Origin of the sequence: Sphingorhabdus sp., from assembly GCF_046154385.1 — a bacterium.
GTDB lineage: Bacteria > Pseudomonadota > Alphaproteobacteria > Sphingomonadales > Sphingomonadaceae > Sphingorhabdus_B.
On the sequence record NZ_JBJXFW010000046.1, the window covers coordinates 1 to 15,733 of the forward strand.

Below are 15,733 nucleotides of genomic sequence, written 5' to 3' on the forward strand. Positions count from 1 at the left end.
CACGCTGTGCAAATATCCGGTTCGGTTTCATTGTGATTTGCGTCAGTTTGACGTCGTTGAGGCATCTCGGAAACGGTTACACAGTTGCTTTGCAACAAGGGCGCAGAAATTTGCGGGTCCTACCCCAGACATATAAAAATGTAGAGCGAGGGCGACGCGCATTTTTGGCATCTGCCACCAAATTTGAGCAATGTGATTGTTTGAGGTTCGCATAACGCGCTTTGCGCTTAGATTATGAACGAAGGGCAAGAATTGATGGCCTAAACCTGTCGTCCAAACAACCGGAAAGTTGTGGGAAGTGGACGCTTATCGGTGCGAGCGGAAGAGGCGGCGTTGATATTCATTTATCGCACTCTCGTCCCAATCGACCTCCCGCAGCGTGAGCGGGATAAACTCCTTCCGATCATCCCACTGCTCAAAGAGCGTGCCATGAACGCCTTGAGCGTCCCTCTTCAGGATGGGCCGACTCCACAGCCTGTCGAGTATCAGCGCGGCTTGATGCTCGCCAACCCTTTGGATAAAGACTTCGAAAAATCCAATGTCCCGTCCTTCTGGGAAGATGACCTCGAAGTCCTCGTCTGAAACTTGGAAAATGCTGAAGGTGGCATTTAGGGCGGGATCGATCATCTGGATGTTCTTCATTGGCCCAGCTTAGTGTCAAAACCGATGTCCGCAATGTTGTCGTTCACTGCCCATCCGCTATGGCAGATTTGTTGTGGATTACTGACAGTCTGGTTTGGGGATGCAATCTTCTTGTTCTGCCGTATATTCAAATCTGAGAACGAACTGGAAGAATGATGAGCAGTCAATTTCGTGCTTTGAACGCCGCCCTGCGAGCGATAGTTTCCGCCGTTGGCTTGACGGCGCTCGTAGGCTGCGGTTCACTCGATTCTTCGGACAGGACACGGTCAATAGAAACAGGCCCAAGACTTGAAGAAGTGATTTCAAGCAATTCGACCGATATGAGCTGCAGCTGCCTGAACGACGGTAGCTGTGCCATGCTTTCCGACGCGGTGCATGGTCGCTTTGAGGGGCGAACTTTGCTTTGTCGGCAAAACAATAATGACACTTCTTTCGAATGCGTTCTAGACGAACGCTTTATTACTATCTTGGAAGACAAGGAGTCAGCCGGTCCCTGGACTTCTGTAACCAGAAGACTGGTTCGGTCTCCAAAGGGCGGCTGGTGCGTGATGTAATGCGAACCGAGTTGTCCGCTTTGGATTGACTAGAGCTAACCTCTCTATGTCCGCAATGTTGTGAGAACCGGACATTTAACGAGGCCCCGGAAGTAGCCCTACCGTAGGCATATGATTACGGTGGAGGAGATGTCAGTGCTTTTGGGCATTAAGTAGGCCTCGGTAGAGTAGGCAATTTGTTATTATTCAACCAATCCCATACATGTTGATCTTGGGAGCCTCCCATGGACGATGGGAATACTTCACTCAAAAAAAACGGCATGTGATTGAAGAGTTCGCGAAAGGACGGCGCCAGCACGGTTAACTCACTTTCAGATTTGAAAATACACGTGCCGGTGAACGGAAAATACCATTGAGCCACAAAGCGGTTATTTCGCACTATTGCTTGAATTTGAACAGACGTGATGCTTGGTTCAAATGGGTTATGAGAGAGTACGAAAGTTTTCATGCCGCATCTCCCGTCGAAGATTGTGGGTTATCAATAAGAACTGGCCTCGAGGGGATTTCGATTTCATAAGACCCGGATTCTGATTTCTCTCCAATTCTTCCTACTATCTGACGCTCTATAAGATAACGTTCTGATTGCAATCGATCTGGATCACTCTTCATCCAAAATTCGTATGCCCTGATGCCGTAAAAAATAGGCAAACACGCCATCCCAAAAAACAGGTAGCTGATGGGTTCAGCAGAATAAGCGGCGGCAACTATGGAGAACGGTGTTGTTAGACCACAAATCCAAAGCATCGGATTCATGGCACTTTTCGTCGCCACTTGTCTGGTTGTATCTGATACTTCTTTCAATGAAGGCCACTGCATCGTTCTATCCCATCATCCCCGCCAATTTCTCGAAAAGTTTCATTAACAGCTCTCTGCCGCAATCTCCGAACGTCCGCAATGTTGTCGAGTCCGGACTGTCCGCTTTTGGCACCATCAATTTGTTGACGGCAACAGTTGAGGAAGCATGTTGTAATATCAAATGGCTGAAGTGTTAGCGATATTACACCTGCCAAGAAACGCAACATCGTGCTTACACAGTGCTTACATGGCGACCTGCGGCATGCCACGCTATAAATATGACGGATTAAGTAGTTGAAATAATGGTGCACCCAACTGGATTCGAACCAGTGGCCCCCAGATTAGGAATCTGATGCTCTATCCTGCTGAGCTATGGGTGCGCCGTTGCTGTCCATAGCTGCGTGTGATTAGCGGGTCAATTTTTTGCCGTGGGGGGAATCACCGGAAACGGGAGCGGCGCAACCGCAATACCTTCTTCGGCCAGGGACACCGCTTCATCAAAACTTGTTTCGCCGTGGATCAAGCGATCCGTTTCCTCGCCGTAATGGATGGCGCGCGCCGTTTCCGCAAATTCACCACCGACCCATTGCGATTCTTTCAACATCTCGCTTTGCGCCGTCGCCAGTTTTTGCATCATTTCAGCCATCTTCGGTGGCAACGTCGGCGCATTCATGACTTCGCCGGTTGCCGCCTCCACTGGCGCAGAAACAATTTTTGCGGCCGGTTGCACCTGATTGCCTTTGCGACCGACATTCGGGACGGATAATGCTTTATGCACGATGGCATCGTTACACATCGGGCACGCTATCAAGCCGCCTGAACGCTGCGCTTCAAAGTCGGCGGATGAAGCAAACCAGCCTTCAAAGCTGTGACCGCCGCTGCAACTCAAATCAAAAGCGATCATCAGTCGCCCGTTTCGGACAGCATACTGCTGAGTTTTCCTTCGGATTCCAAGGCGCGCAATTCATCGCTACCGCCAATAGCGACATTATTGATGAAAATCTGGGGCACCGTGCGCGCGCCTGGGGCACGCGCCAGCATCTCTTCGCGCGTTGCACCGCCCATCGTCACATCATATTCTTGATAGGCAGCGCCCTTGGTATCGAGCAAATGCTTTGCCCGAACGCAAAAAGGGCATCCGAATTTGGTGTAGATTTCAATTGTAGCTGTCATGAATATGAAATGGTGCACCATCCATCCCGAGTCAAGTGGGGAGCGTATCGGTAATTGTCTCCGACACTGTCTCACCCCGCACCACACGGGCCCAACAGAATAATTGCACCCACGATGCACCCGATTTTTTCAACGCCTTGATACACCCGTTGCTCGTGGCCCCGGTGGTTAGCACATCATCGACAAGCAAAATGCGCGCGCCGGCAATTTGCGGCATGTGTTTGGGGTTTGCTATGAACGCCGAACCAACCACCTTACGCCGTTCTTTGGAGGACAAGCCACGCATACTGGGCGTCCGCCTGGTGCGCTTTAACAGATCGGCGCAATATTCCATATCCCCCAGCCTCGCCAATTCCCGACCGATCAACGCAGATTGATTAAAGCTGCGGGACCACAGCCGTGTCCAGTGCAAGGGAACGGGCGTTACGATAATATCGCTGCGTTCATGGGGCAGATGGCGAACCAAATGCCGCGCGATCAATTTGGCCAGGCCAATCTTTCCGCCATATTTCAAGCGAAGGGCAATTTGGCGCGAAGTCGTGTCGTAAGCAACTGCTGCTCTTATGCCATCATGCTGCGGTGGGGTAGATAAACAATCCGCACATAATACCCCTTGCGCCTGTTCATATTCAAACGGCGAAGCGCAACCTGTACACCAGGGCGGATTCAAAAACCGGATTTTTGGCCAACACATCGCACAAAAATTGTTACCGTCCGACGAAATATCGCCACAAGCAGGACAGCGTTCGGGTAACGCAAAATCCAAAATTGTTTCGGCTATTTTCGTCATCAACAGCATCGCCCCCTTGTCGGATAACTCTGCAATCTCCACAAGGTACAAATGCAGGAAGAGTTTGAACCACCGGAAATTTTCGACCGCAATCGCAGGCAAGCCAAGCGCGAACGGGCCGCCCGAAAATCGGGCACTGCATTTTTGTGGACATATATCGCGCAAGAAATTGAAGAACGACTTTCTCTTGTTTCCCGCGAGTTTTCCCACGCCTTATTCATTGGGCCCATGGCGTATCATGCCGAAAAAATTCTTGGCAATCGCACTTCGGAGACTAAATTTTCGACGGTCGAAAAATCATCCGGGCTGGAAGCGACCTCCGCTCAAGAAGACAGATTGCCATTTGATCCGCATAGTTTCGACCTGATTATTGCAGCAGGTACATTGGACAGCGTGAATGATTTGCCCGGCGCATTGGTCCAGATCCGCCACATTCTGAAACCGGACGGACTATTTTTGGGGCATATGTTCGGGGCAGGTTCACTTGCATCCTTAAAGTCGGTGATGCTGGCGGCGGAAGGGCCGGTGAACGCACCGCACATCCATCCGCAAATTGATCTCCGCAGTGCAGCGGACCTTTTGTCCCGTGCCAGATTTACCTTGCCAGTGGCCGATGCCGATACCCTACGGATAGCTTACGCACATTGGCGTACCCTTGTCGACGATTTGCGTAATGCCGGAATAGGCAATGCGTTATGCGGACAGCGACGTTATCTGGGCAAAAGCTTTCTTGAAAATCTCGATCGTGAATGGACAGCGCGGGCAGATCACACTGGCCGTGTCGAAGAAGCATTCGTGCATTTGTTTTTAAGCGGTTGGTCACCATCGGATAATCAACCCAAGCCGGCACGACGGGGCAGCGCAGATGTGTCATTGGCATCGGTCTTGCGGCCCGCGGCAAAAATCTAACCGTATTTCTGTAAAAATTCGACCAATGGAACGTCCGCGGGCGGCATAGGCAATGCATCCATGTCCACCGGAAGCAGCCATTTCAGCTCCGGGCTGTCCAGCGCAGCCGGTTCACCCCTCCATTGCGTACAGCGAAAAAGAAGCAAAACCATGTTGCGGTCGCCATTTCGGGCACTCGCAAATGTCAGCGGGACTAGATTAAACGGGTCTACATCAACCCCCAATTCTTCTTTCAATTCCCTCACCAATGCTGATTCGGGTGATTCGCCCGGTTCAACCTTGCCACCGGGGAACTCCCACAGCCCCCCCATTTGACGCCCTTCGGGTCGCTTTTGCAGCAATATTTCACCCACTTCGTTGGTTAACGCGGCAGCAACCACGAATAGCATTGTCGGATTTTTTTCCATCTTCTCATCACTTTGCAAGTTTTTGTTAACTCTTGTGTGGGAAATCACAGGTGCTCGCAACCAGGGAAAGAAGTGGGGCCAAATATGTTGGATCTAATTCGTCGTATCACGCGATGCGAACAGGGGGCGACGGCTGTGGAGTATGGTTTGATTGTTTCACTGATTGTTATCGCAATCGTGGCATCGCTTGGTGAATTCGGTGAAGGTTCCACAAGTATGTGGAACAGCGTGTCGAATAAAATAATTAATGCAAGCTAAGTGGCGTTAACGATTTGGTATAGATTTAGGAATAATCAGGCCAAAGTCGGATATTTTTATAAGTAACGAAAATATCCACTCGGGTGAATTGAACAAGCAACAGGAGACCTAAAATGAAAGTTATCAAGAAACTCTTCAAGAACGAAGACGGCGCGACTGCAATTGAATACGGCCTGATCGCCGCTCTTATCGCAGTTGCAGCAATCACTGCAATGGGCAGCCTCGGCAACAACCTGTCGAACACCTTTACTGAAGTCAGCAACAGCCTCTAATAGAAGCTTAGCTGATCGGGTATCTAATACCTGACAGAATTAAATGGCGGTAACTTCGGTTACCGCCCTTTTTATTTGACTTTAATAAGTTACAATCTTCACTTTTTGACCCAGTGTCACATTTTGGTTGGCACTGAAGCCATTGAGCGCACGGAACCTTTCGGTCTGCAAAGATGTATAGGCCATGCGCGATGCAAGTGACGAAACGCTATCTCCTTTTGCCACCGTTACCACACGCAATTTCCGTGGCTTGATCGCCGCAACCTGACTGTCGTTCAGCCGGGCCAAGCTGTTGAACATCCCGTTGAACGGGTTGCTGTTGGCTGCTGTGATAGTGATGAAATGATAGGCAATGCCACCACCCCATTCATACGCAAAAACTGTTACCTCTCGGGCTCCCTGCTGCGTATTGACGACGGTCGATGAATAAAAGGCGGATATTCCATTCACGGTCGTTTGTCGGATATCACCAACGGGAATCGCCATATTTTGTCCGGCCACCGATTTGAACGCAGCCGCGACATAAGCTTGTCGATCGCCATTGAATGCGCCCTGCCGAAATATCGCTTTGCCACTATTGCCGTTGATTGAAACGGCATCGGTACCATTTTGAATGCCGAATCCGGTCGGCGCGCTGAACTTCATCCGAATATCCGGGTGTAAAAATTCCTGCCCCTCTACAACACCTTGTGAAGGGTCGTCACCGTAAAGCATCCCGTTTATTGCCGTAAGATGCGAATCCGGCCTGCGCGTCGAATTTGCGGGAAAAGCCTTGGCACCTGCGGCGGCCCGCACCACGCGCTTCGCCGGATCAGGGTGGGTGCTGGCCCATTCGGGCACGGCATTTTCGCCCATTCCGGACACCCGGGCATCAACCGCAGTTTGCATGGCTAATGAATTCAGCATCGCGGACAGGGCCGTCGGGTCATATCCCGCTTTGCTTAAGTAGCGAATACCGAGATCATCCGCCTCTTCTTCTTGACGGCGTGAGTAGCGCAAGCTCAACAATTGAGCTGCAGCGCCCGAATATTGCTTCAATCCGCCGCCAATAACACCCAGCAGCCCCCCATTATCGCCAAGCACTGATCCCAGAATCGCACCACCGACGCCAAAGATATTGGCAATATTGGTGCTCTTTTGGCGTTTCTGGCTATGCCGAGCCGCGGTGTGACCAACTTCATGGCCCAGAACACCGGCCATTTCCGCCTCGCTATTACATAGCGCGACAAGCTGGCGGGTAATGTAGACATATCCACCAGGAATTGCGAAGGCGTTGTTCACAGGCGAGTTCAGCAGAGTCACCGTAAAATCGCTCTCGGCATTTCCAAGGCCCGACTGTACCGCAATCGATTTACCGACACGAACAACATAGGCGGTTTGCGGGCTTTGTATTGCACCGCCAAATTCCTTCATGATCTCAGGATGATATTTCGCCCCGTCCGATTTTTCCTGCGCGGAAAATGGTTTTGGAACTGAAGCCGACTGTTTCTTTTGCGCGGCCACTGGCACGGCCGTGTTTAACGCAGCAAAAGATAGTGTTGCCCCGCCTAAAACAAGTAATTTTTTGCTAATACGCATGCGCGCTCTCCTCGGATTATCCCGGTTCGCATACCATAATTCCTTCTTGGCACGCGTAAAATCTACAATCGCGGCGCCATGCTTTCGATGCTATGCCCCCATTGAGAGGAACTTATTCCGACGCTGCTGCAGCAATTCTTTACGGCCAAATCCTCCGAGAGCGTCGATTTCTTCGCCAATGGCTGCGCCCAACGACGCGGCGGCGAGTGCGTGATCGCGGTGTGCGCCGCCCATTGGCTCTTTGACAATGCGGTCGATCACACCCAGTGACTTCAAATCTTCGGCTGTAACTTTCATCGCCTGGGCCGCATCGGCCGCCTTGTCTCCCGTGCGCCACAAAATCGAAGCACATCCTTCTGGAGAAATGACGGAGTATACAGCGTGTTCGAACATTAAAATGCGGTCGGCCGCTGCCAAAGCAACAGCGCCGCCGGAACCACCCTCGCCCACTATACACGCGATCATCGGCACGCCCAGTTGCAGACATTTTTCTGTCGACCGGGCGATGGCTTCTGCCTGCCCGCGCTCTTCGGCTTGAATACCGGGAAAGGCACCGGACGTATCGACCAGGCTGACGACAGGTAAACCAAAACGGTCAGCCAATTCCATCAGGCGGATGGCTTTTCGATAACCTTCGGGTTTTCCCATCCCAAAATTGTGATGCAGGCGGCTTTGCGTATCATCACCCTTTTCATGACCAATCACCATGATTTTCCGGTCATTAAGCCGCGCCAGACCGCCCAATATTGCCTGATCGTCGGCAAATGCGCGATCACCGGCCAATGGAATGAAGTCTTCAAACATTGTCGCCATGAAATGTTTGAAATGCGGGCGCTCCGGATGCCTCGCAACTTGCGTTTTCTGCCAGGCTGTCAACTTGCTGTAGGTATCCTTTAGTTGCTTGTCGGCCTTGTCGCGCAGTTTGCCAATTTCCGCATCCACATCAACTTCGCTCTCATCTGCAGCCTCCTGCAATTCGATAATGCGGGCTTCCAATGCAGCGATCGGTTTTTCAAAATCCAGATAAACAGTCATAGCAGCGGGTTAGAACCTGAAGGCTTGCGGGTCAACGTGCGGTTTGCCAGCGGATGCCGCTTGTTCACAAGTTCCACGAGGCGACTGGCATCAACATGGGTATAAATTTGTGTAGTCGCGATATCGGCGTGCCCCAACATCGCCTGCAGCGCACGCAAATTGGCACCGCCTGCCAACAAATGCGTGGCAAATGCATGGCGCAGGACATGGGGACTAAGCTTTTCGGGGTCCAGTCCGGACTTTACCGCCAATTTTTTGATGATCTGATATAATCGGATCCTGCTGATATGACCCCCGCGCGACGGGAACAGAAATCGCGCCTCTTTTGGAACAAAATCGAGCCATTTGCCAACCGCATGGCGCGCTTTATCCGAAATCGGAACAAGCCGTTCCTTGTCACCTTTTCCGGTCAAGATAATGAAAGGGCGATCACCGACAATCGCGGATCTTGGCAATGATACCAATTCAGTCGCGCGCAAGCCTGATCCATATAGCAGCTCCACCAGCGCCGAAAGCCGGAACGCCGATGCGGAAGGCCGCGCAACAAGAAGATCGGCTTCCACGGATTGAAACAAAAGGTCGACTTGATCCTCATCCAGAATTTTCGGCAGCCCCCTTGCCCTTGCCGGTTTGGGAAGTCCGGATGATGGGTTATCTCCGCGCATACCTTCGTCGTGCAAGAAAGCGAAAAAGCGCCGTAACGCAGAGACTTTACGCGCAACCGAACTGCTCGCAAGCGTGTGCCATTGATCCGCCAAATGCGTCAGCGTTTCTCCATCCGCGTCGGCAAGCTTGCCACCTGTTAATTGCGATGCGGAAACCAGATCGCTTTGGTAGGCCAGAATAGTATTCCGAGCGACCCCTCGCTCTGCGGCCATCATTTCAAGAAAACGGTCAATCAAGCTTAGGTCGGTTGTGGTCATGCCTACGCGTTTTAGCTGAATGTAACGGCTTCTGCCGCTATCATGCGTGCTTCTGCCTCAAGGCCGACTTGCCGAAGAGACCGCACAATATAATATAAATGGTTTGCCGGTACGACCGACCAGCTGGGTGCCTGCAGTCCGGTGATCGCCAATAACGCGACGGTGCCTTGTTCTCCCCTTTGTGCCGCCGATCCAATTGCGCGGGTCCATTTCGTTTCGCGGGCAACATTTACGTTCAACTCGCCTTCAAAATCGGACCGTGTGTCAGTGTCAATCCGGCCAAGCCCGGCCAGGCCTGCCAAAAGCAAAGCAGATCTTTGCCCTTTGTCGCTGTCATCATTTCCATAAAAATCATCCAGCGGACCATATTCCACAGGCGGGATGTTACCCGGAGCACCCAAAGCGATCAACGCCCATCCAAGCGAACCGCTGTCGACAATGTTCGCCCATGCCGCGGCATTACGATCGAGACCGGCGGTCAACATAGATGCTATCAGGCCATCCGCTGACGCTGAATGCGCGGTATCAGGCGCGATCAATGCCGCCGCGCGCGCGGTCATAATCAGCTTGCCATGATAGTCGGCACCTTGTGTCGCACCGCTCCAAATAGTCGACATCGCCGTCACACGCGCAGCGTCACCTGTTGCAATATAGGCTTGCTGCAACGCTTCGGCGTTGTTTCGCACATTGTCGGGTGCTTCGGTATCGTCAAGCACCTGACCGAATAAATCAACGATATCCCGATTGGAATACACGCCCAGCGCTGCTGCTTTCGAAGCATATTTTGCCCGGATCGCGGCAGGATACATGGGAAGCTGGACTTGCCAGCCGGCCAGTTGCCGACCGCTTTTTTCGAACAGTTTTTCAGGCGGCTCCATACCCGTTGCCGCCGAAAGGCCAAACCGCCACGGATTCATGCCTTCGACATCATCCCATTCGATCTTGACCGACCGCCTGCCATTCACGCCAGCACCGACGGCTTTTTCAGCAAGTCGGTAATCAACACCTCTTACCCAACCCTGATACCGCCCCTGATTGATAAAGGCGGTCGCGCTTCCTTGTTCACCTGCGAGCGACGCGCAGATCGCACGCGTCATTTTCCAGCGTCCGTCGTTGACCAGGCTGACACCGCTTTCCACCAAAGGACACAGTCCCGACAGATCACCGTTTGCCAAAAGGACTTGCAACGCCACCTCGTGCATTCTTTTGGTGTAATTCCCGGCGTCAACTTCCTGCACCAACTGCCGTGCAACAACAGAATCGCCCATTCGCAGTAAAAGCCAGGCCCGTTCGGCGGTCCAATCCGCTCCATTTATGCCCGCGGGCGTATTTGTGCGACTGGCCAGCAAACGCCGGCCCAATATGGTTCCCCACCGTGATGCCAATGGCCCCGTCGTCCGGTTCACGACCTGCTTCAGTAAATTCCCGTCGGTTGTTCCAAACGCGTCGGCGGCAAAACCGCCAGACGCAGCGGAAATAATACCAACGGCCGACAGCGAGCGCCGTGCAGCGGGTGGAACATCATAGCGAATAATCAGCTCTTCTTCGCTTTCCTCTTCTTCCTCTTCTTCGGCCTTTTCTTCGGTATCCGTTGTTGCAGCGGCATCAGTCGTTTGATCACCTGTCGTCACCGGACGAGAGGCAGGAGGCGCTCCGGTTTGGGCAGGGCCCGTCGTCGAGGGTCTATTGCTCGCCGGCGGAGGAGGCGGAACGCCGAAACCTTCGGGTAGTAAAGACTCGGGTCCTTGTTGCCCCAAGGCGGGCAGAGCGAATACCAGCGCCAAAACGCTTGCTGATATCAATATTCTTTTTGGTGTAGAATTGGTCAATTGGGCAGATCCGCTTTTGTTTCCGGCACATACACCGGGATCTCGATATTTTGCTACTTCAAATATGCTATGGCAAATAGCTTTCCGGCAGAGCCTAGCCGATATATAGGACCGGTCGCAATGGGCACAAATCATCATTTGGACAACCAACCGCCCGATATGGCGGAACAGCCGTCGCTGAGCCGATCTATCGTACTTGTCGGAATGATGGGTGTCGGGAAAACGAGCATCGGGAAACGTCTGGCTGCTCGGCTGGGTTGCGACTTCGTCGATGCGGACGAAGAAATCGAACACGCCGCCGGCATGCCAATTCCCGAAATATTCGCGAAGTTCGGTGAGCCCTATTTCCGTGATGGTGAACGCCGCGTCGTCGCCAGATTGATTGAAGGCAAAGCCAAAGTCATCGCAACGGGCGGCGGTGCTTTTATCAATGATAGCACGCGCGCCTTGATATTGGCGCATGCCGTGTCGATTTGGCTTGATGCGGACATCACAATTCTGGCGGAACGGGTGGCGCGCAGAAACAACAGGCCGCTTTTGAAAGGCAAGAACCCGGTCGAAGTTCTCACCGAACTTGGCAAGGTTCGCAACCCGTTATATGCGGAAGCCAATATTCATATTCGCAGCGACGCATCCCCCCATGCCCGTACCGTCGAAAATATCCTGAAAGCAATTTCCCAATGAGCGTTGTTACCGTCGATTTGGCAGATCATCCCTATGACATCCATATCGAAGCAGGATTACTGGCAAATATCGCCACTTATTTAGCGCGATATGCGCGTTCGGGACGATTTCTGGTAATTAGCGATGAAAATGTGGCGCATCATATTTGGCCAGGCATTAGAACACGGTTTTCGCAATCGGATATTTCCGCTGAATTATTCATCCTACCGGCGGGCGAAAGTGGAAAAAGTTGGGCAGAGCTTGAAAAACTGACCGATTGGCTGCTGGAGCATCACGTCGAACGCAGCGACCATATCATCGCGCTGGGCGGTGGCGTCGTTGGAGATATCACTGGCTTTGCCGCACATATTGTAAAGCGAGGCTGTTCGTTCATCCAGATTCCAACGACCTTGCTGGCGCAGGTAGATAGCAGCGTCGGTGGAAAGACCGCGATCAACAGTAAGTCAGGCAAAAATCTTGTTGGGGCGTTTCACCAGCCATCAATCGTGCTGATCGACCCTGATGTGCTGGAAAGCTTGCCACGACGTCAGCTGGCCGCAGGCTTTGCCGAAGTGGTCAAATATGGCCTGATTGATGATCCGGATTTTTTTGACTGGTGTGAAACCAATCTTGACGCCTTTTTCGCCGGTGATGCATCGGCCCGCCATTATGCCATCGAGCATTCCGTTGCGGCCAAGGCGCGCAATGTCGCGGCTGATGAAAAAGAGCTCAGCGGAACACGGGCGCTGCTTAATCTTGGCCACACATTCGGTCATGCGTTGGAGGCGGATACCGGTTTTTCGGACAGGCTGTTCCACGGCGAAGCGGTTGCGGCGGGTATGGTATTGGCATTTCGCTATTCATCGCAAATCGGGCTATGCGATGAAGGCGATGCGAACCGAGCAGCAAATTTGCTGCACAAAGCCGGATTGCCGGTGACACTGGCAGATGCCGGGATATCCGCCGACGGCAAAGCACTCGTCGATTATATGATGCACGACAAGAAAATGGCGGGCGGAAAATTGCCGTTTCTGTTGGCACGCGGCATCGGAAAGACTTTTCTGTCTAAAGACGTTGATTTGGCAGATGTCGCAGCATTTCTGGATGCCCAGCATTCCGCCGAGTTCGCGGTCTAATCAAACAGGAAATCGTCGGAGTCGTCGCCGCCAAAGCTGTGTCTTTGACCTGCGTGCATATCCCCGCTTTCGAATTGCGCCGTCAGCCGGTTCCGGTCACGCGCACGAAATTCACGGACAATCGTCTGGATCTGTGGTTTGGCAAGCCCAAGCGCCTTTAGCCCCTCAACCGCCAATTTAACCGATGATTCAAAAACTTCACGCACAATGCTAATGTCCGAATCTTGCATCAACTTTAAGGCTTGCCGCCGGTCATAGGCGCGCGCAAATATCTTTGCTTTCGGAAATGCCTGCCGGACAGGAGTCAATGTTTCGGCGTCCAGTTCGCGGTCGTTTATACAGAAGAAAATGGCACAGCTTTTGTCAGCCCCAGCTCTTTGCAAAAGGTCGATGCGGGTACCATCCCCGTAAAACACTTTCCGCCCAAATTCGCCGCTCAGGTCTATTGTTTCAGGATTTATATCAATAAGTGTTACGCTGCGCCCGGCAGCGATCATGATTTGCGACACTTGCTGGCCAAATCTGCCGTGCCCCACAACGATAACATTTGCCTGCTCCGCCAATTCAGGATCATCAAGCTGTGTCTCGCTTGTGTGTTTGCGGGACGCGAGTTTACCCGCCAATATTATCAAAAACGGCGTTGATGCCATCGACAGAGTGACGACGGCGCCAAACAGACTCGCCGCAGCCGGTTCAATCAACAAGGCCCCTTGCGCGGCGGCGAATAACACAAAGCCGAATTCACCGCCCTGACTCAAAAGCAGGGCCGCGATAATCGACGCACTGCTGCTGAGCCCGAAAAAACGCGCGAGTAGAAATATCACGCCGGTCTTTACGCAGATCAGTGCGACCGCAAGGCCCAATACCACCAAAGGCTGCGCTGTAATGACATCAAGATCGAGCAACATGCCAACGGCCAGAAAAAACAGCCCGAGCAAGATGGAGCGGAACGGATCGATATCTGCCTCCAACTCGTGCCGATAGGGGGATTCGGCAAGCATGACACCGGCGACAAAAGCGCCCAATGCCGCCGAAACACCGATCATTTGCATCACAGCAGAACTGGCGCATACGGTGAAAAGTCCCGTGACGATAAACAATTCCCGTTCCGAAATTTTTCCGACCAGTTTCAGCAGCGGGGAAAGCAAGAAACGGCCAGCCAGAACAAGGCCGATGATTGCAAGCAAAGCGTAAATGACCAGCAACCATCCACCAACTGCGCCTTCTTGCGCGGGCGCGCGAGATAATGCGGCGACGATTGTCAACAACGGGACAATCGACAAATCCTGAAATAACAGGATCGAAAAGCTTTTTTCACCGTAATCGGTTTTCAGTCGGCCCCGGGATTGCAACAGCGGCAGGACTTGCGCGGTTGATGAAAGTGCCAACGGCAGGCCGAGAACTAACGCCGCTTCCCAACTAAAGTTGGGCATTACCAATTGGATAACGCCAAACATCGCCAAACCGCACAAGATCACTTGCAGCGGCCCAAAGAGCAAAATATCGCGGCGCATTAACCACAGCCGCCGCGGAGATAATTCCAGGCCGACGAGAAAAAGTAGCAAAATTATACCAATTTCCGAATAAGCGAGAATGGTTTCTGCTTCTCCGATCAATCCCAAACCATCTGGACCGATTGCAATACCTGCAACAAGATAACCAAGAACAGCACCTAAACCGAGACGACGGAAAATTAACACTGAAACAAGAGCAGCACCCAACAGCACAACCCCGCCCAGCATGACATCGGCCACCAGATTATGTGCGCTATCCTCCATCAGCTTATGGGTATGATTTTATCAGCAGCGGCCAGCAACGCATCATATGGCAACAAAATAGCGGCATGGCGTGACGGATAATTGCGCGCCGGGGTCAGGACAACAAGGTCGTGCCAATTCTGCGGCATATCCCCATTTTTCTTAAGCGCCATTTCGATTTTATCGCGCATATCCGAAATGACTGCCAGATCGGCGCCGACAGCGTTTGAACGCAAGATTGCTGCTGACGCCTGTCCGAGCGCACACGCATTGGCGCGTATTGCAATTTCGGCGATTGCGCCATCATCCGCCAAATTGAGGTCCGCTTCTATACGGCTGCCGCAGACAGGGGATCGGCATTCCGCTGTTCCGTCCGGATTCTGAAGGCGATCGCCCGCCTCCAATGCTGTGGCAAGTCGCAAAATATCCCGGCTATAAAGGGTCGAATCCATCATTCCACGGTGTCAGATTCAAGAGTGGCGCGCTGTTCGCGCACGAATTCCGACATTGCATTTCCGCTGGCGTTCAACAGCGGATAGGTCCGTGATTTGACCATCCAGTCGGGGCGAGGTTCCTCCAAACCAAATAATGTTTCGTAACCCATTGCCAGCAACAGGAATGCAAGCGTGGCCAAAATTAGTCCTTTTATCATTCCAAAACCAAAACCCAGCACCCGGTCAATTGGACCAAGCAAGGATTTTCTGGATTTTTTCCCGATTGATTTGGAAATCCATTTACCAAGCGCGTATGTCACAATGACAATCGCAAGAAATGCCAAAACCGCGGCGCCGGCATCGGTGCCGATTGGCTCGCTTAACGCCGCGGAAGCGGGGGCGTGAAACACCCGCACTGCAGCGATAATCAATAGCCACGCGATCAGGGACAAAGCTTCTTGCACAAAGCCGCGCAAAAACCCGAATACAGCGCCACTGCCAATTAAAAACAGGACAATAACATCGAGTGCAGTCATAAGGCAGTTGCTAAGGGCGCAAGGTCATAAAGACAAGGGAGA

19 protein-coding genes and 1 tRNA gene are annotated in these 15,733 nt (G+C 52.4%); 5 read left to right on the plus strand and 15 right to left on the minus strand.

Annotated features, from left to right (window positions below):
* Positions 1-306: 306 nt before the first annotated feature.
* The 7 genes from ACKVOS_RS09590 to ACKVOS_RS09620 form a co-directional block, all read right to left on the minus strand.
* On the minus strand, positions 307-642 hold the full coding sequence (locus ACKVOS_RS09590; protein WP_409211790.1) for a hypothetical protein: 336 nt from the start codon (positions 640-642) through the stop codon (positions 307-309).
* A 163-nt stretch (positions 643-805) separates the two neighbouring features.
* Positions 806-1,000 carry a hypothetical protein gene (locus ACKVOS_RS09595; protein ID WP_409211791.1) on the minus strand — a complete coding sequence of 65 codons (195 nt, stop codon included), beginning with the start codon at positions 998-1,000 and terminating at the stop codon, positions 806-808.
* A gap of 640 nt (positions 1,001-1,640) precedes the next feature.
* The gene (locus ACKVOS_RS09600) at positions 1,641-2,012 is read right to left on the minus strand and encodes a hypothetical protein (protein WP_409211792.1); all 372 of its coding nucleotides are present in this window, start codon (positions 2,010-2,012) and stop codon (positions 1,641-1,643) included.
* 282 nt (positions 2,013-2,294) lie between these two features.
* A tRNA-Arg gene (locus ACKVOS_RS09605) sits at positions 2,295-2,371 on the minus strand.
* Positions 2,372-2,406: 35 nt separating this feature from the next.
* Positions 2,407-2,895, minus strand: a complete 489-nt coding sequence (locus tag ACKVOS_RS09610) for a DUF1178 family protein (protein ID WP_409211793.1) — start codon at positions 2,893-2,895, stop codon at positions 2,407-2,409.
* A complete protein-coding gene (grxC, locus tag ACKVOS_RS09615; protein ID WP_409211794.1) occupies positions 2,895-3,164 on the minus strand; it encodes a glutaredoxin 3 in 270 nt (89 codons plus the stop codon). Before grxC ends, ACKVOS_RS09610 begins: the two co-directional genes overlap by 1 nt.
* 31 nt (positions 3,165-3,195) lie before the next feature.
* Entirely contained in the window at positions 3,196-3,954 is a 759-nt protein-coding gene (locus ACKVOS_RS09620) for a ComF family protein (protein ID WP_409211795.1), read from the minus strand.
* Positions 3,955-4,005: 51 nt separating this feature from the next.
* Between ACKVOS_RS09620 and ACKVOS_RS09625 the strand changes: the two genes are divergently transcribed.
* Positions 4,006-4,863 carry a class I SAM-dependent methyltransferase gene (locus ACKVOS_RS09625; RefSeq protein ID WP_409211796.1) on the plus strand — a complete coding sequence of 286 codons (858 nt, stop codon included), beginning with the start codon at positions 4,006-4,008 and terminating at the stop codon, positions 4,861-4,863.
* On the opposite strand, the gene ACKVOS_RS09630 is transcribed toward ACKVOS_RS09625, so the two are convergent.
* Entirely contained in the window at positions 4,860-5,252 is a 393-nt protein-coding gene (locus ACKVOS_RS09630; RefSeq protein ID WP_409211797.1) for a (deoxy)nucleoside triphosphate pyrophosphohydrolase, read from the minus strand. The genes ACKVOS_RS09625 and ACKVOS_RS09630 overlap by 4 nt on opposite strands.
* A gap of 102 nt (positions 5,253-5,354) precedes the next feature.
* Between ACKVOS_RS09630 and ACKVOS_RS09635 the strand changes: the two genes are divergently transcribed.
* A complete protein-coding gene (locus ACKVOS_RS09635) occupies positions 5,355-5,528 on the plus strand; it encodes a Flp family type IVb pilin (RefSeq protein ID WP_158899786.1) in 174 nt (57 codons plus the stop codon).
* 113 nt (positions 5,529-5,641) lie between these two features.
* A complete protein-coding gene (locus ACKVOS_RS09640) occupies positions 5,642-5,800 on the plus strand; it encodes a Flp family type IVb pilin (protein WP_143774979.1) in 159 nt (52 codons plus the stop codon).
* An 81-nt stretch (positions 5,801-5,881) separates the two neighbouring features.
* Here the strand turns inward: ACKVOS_RS09640 and ACKVOS_RS09645 are convergent, their stop codons facing one another.
* The 4 genes from ACKVOS_RS09645 to ACKVOS_RS09660 form a co-directional block, all read right to left on the minus strand.
* Entirely contained in the window at positions 5,882-7,378 is a 1,497-nt protein-coding gene (locus ACKVOS_RS09645; protein ID WP_409211798.1) for a M48 family metalloprotease, read from the minus strand.
* Between the two features lie 90 nt (positions 7,379-7,468).
* A complete protein-coding gene (locus ACKVOS_RS09650; protein ID WP_409211799.1) occupies positions 7,469-8,413 on the minus strand; it encodes an acetyl-CoA carboxylase carboxyltransferase subunit alpha in 945 nt (314 codons plus the stop codon).
* On the minus strand, positions 8,410-9,336 hold the full coding sequence (locus ACKVOS_RS09655) for a tyrosine recombinase (protein WP_409211800.1): 927 nt from the start codon (positions 9,334-9,336) through the stop codon (positions 8,410-8,412). Before ACKVOS_RS09655 ends, ACKVOS_RS09650 begins: the two co-directional genes overlap by 4 nt.
* 11 nt (positions 9,337-9,347) lie before the next feature.
* Positions 9,348-10,967 carry a hypothetical protein gene (locus ACKVOS_RS09660; RefSeq protein WP_409211801.1) on the minus strand — a complete coding sequence of 540 codons (1,620 nt, stop codon included), beginning with the start codon at positions 10,965-10,967 and terminating at the stop codon, positions 9,348-9,350.
* Positions 10,968-11,324: 357 nt separating this feature from the next.
* On the opposite strand from ACKVOS_RS09660, the gene ACKVOS_RS09665 reads away from it, so the two are divergent.
* Together ACKVOS_RS09665 and aroB are read left to right on the plus strand one after the other, a co-directional pair.
* Positions 11,325-11,849, plus strand: a complete 525-nt coding sequence (locus ACKVOS_RS09665) for a shikimate kinase (protein WP_409211843.1) — start codon at positions 11,325-11,327, stop codon at positions 11,847-11,849.
* Positions 11,846-12,964, plus strand: a complete 1,119-nt coding sequence (gene aroB / locus ACKVOS_RS09670) for a 3-dehydroquinate synthase (protein WP_409211802.1) — start codon at positions 11,846-11,848, stop codon at positions 12,962-12,964. The genes ACKVOS_RS09665 and aroB overlap by 4 nt, the downstream gene beginning before the upstream one ends.
* Here aroB and ACKVOS_RS09675 read toward each other — a convergent pair.
* From ACKVOS_RS09675 to ACKVOS_RS09685, 3 genes are read right to left on the minus strand one after another with little or no spacing between them, the layout of a single operon-like run.
* On the minus strand, positions 12,961-14,742 hold the full coding sequence (locus ACKVOS_RS09675) for a cation:proton antiporter (protein ID WP_409211803.1): 1,782 nt from the start codon (positions 14,740-14,742) through the stop codon (positions 12,961-12,963). The genes aroB and ACKVOS_RS09675 overlap by 4 nt on opposite strands.
* Positions 14,742-15,176, minus strand: a complete 435-nt coding sequence (locus ACKVOS_RS09680) for an iron-sulfur cluster assembly scaffold protein (protein ID WP_409211804.1) — start codon at positions 15,174-15,176, stop codon at positions 14,742-14,744. Before ACKVOS_RS09680 ends, ACKVOS_RS09675 begins: the two co-directional genes overlap by 1 nt.
* The gene (locus tag ACKVOS_RS09685; protein ID WP_409211805.1) at positions 15,173-15,691 is read right to left on the minus strand and encodes a CvpA family protein; all 519 of its coding nucleotides are present in this window, start codon (positions 15,689-15,691) and stop codon (positions 15,173-15,175) included. The genes ACKVOS_RS09680 and ACKVOS_RS09685 overlap by 4 nt, the downstream gene beginning before the upstream one ends.
* Between the last annotated feature and the right edge of the window lie 42 nt (positions 15,692-15,733).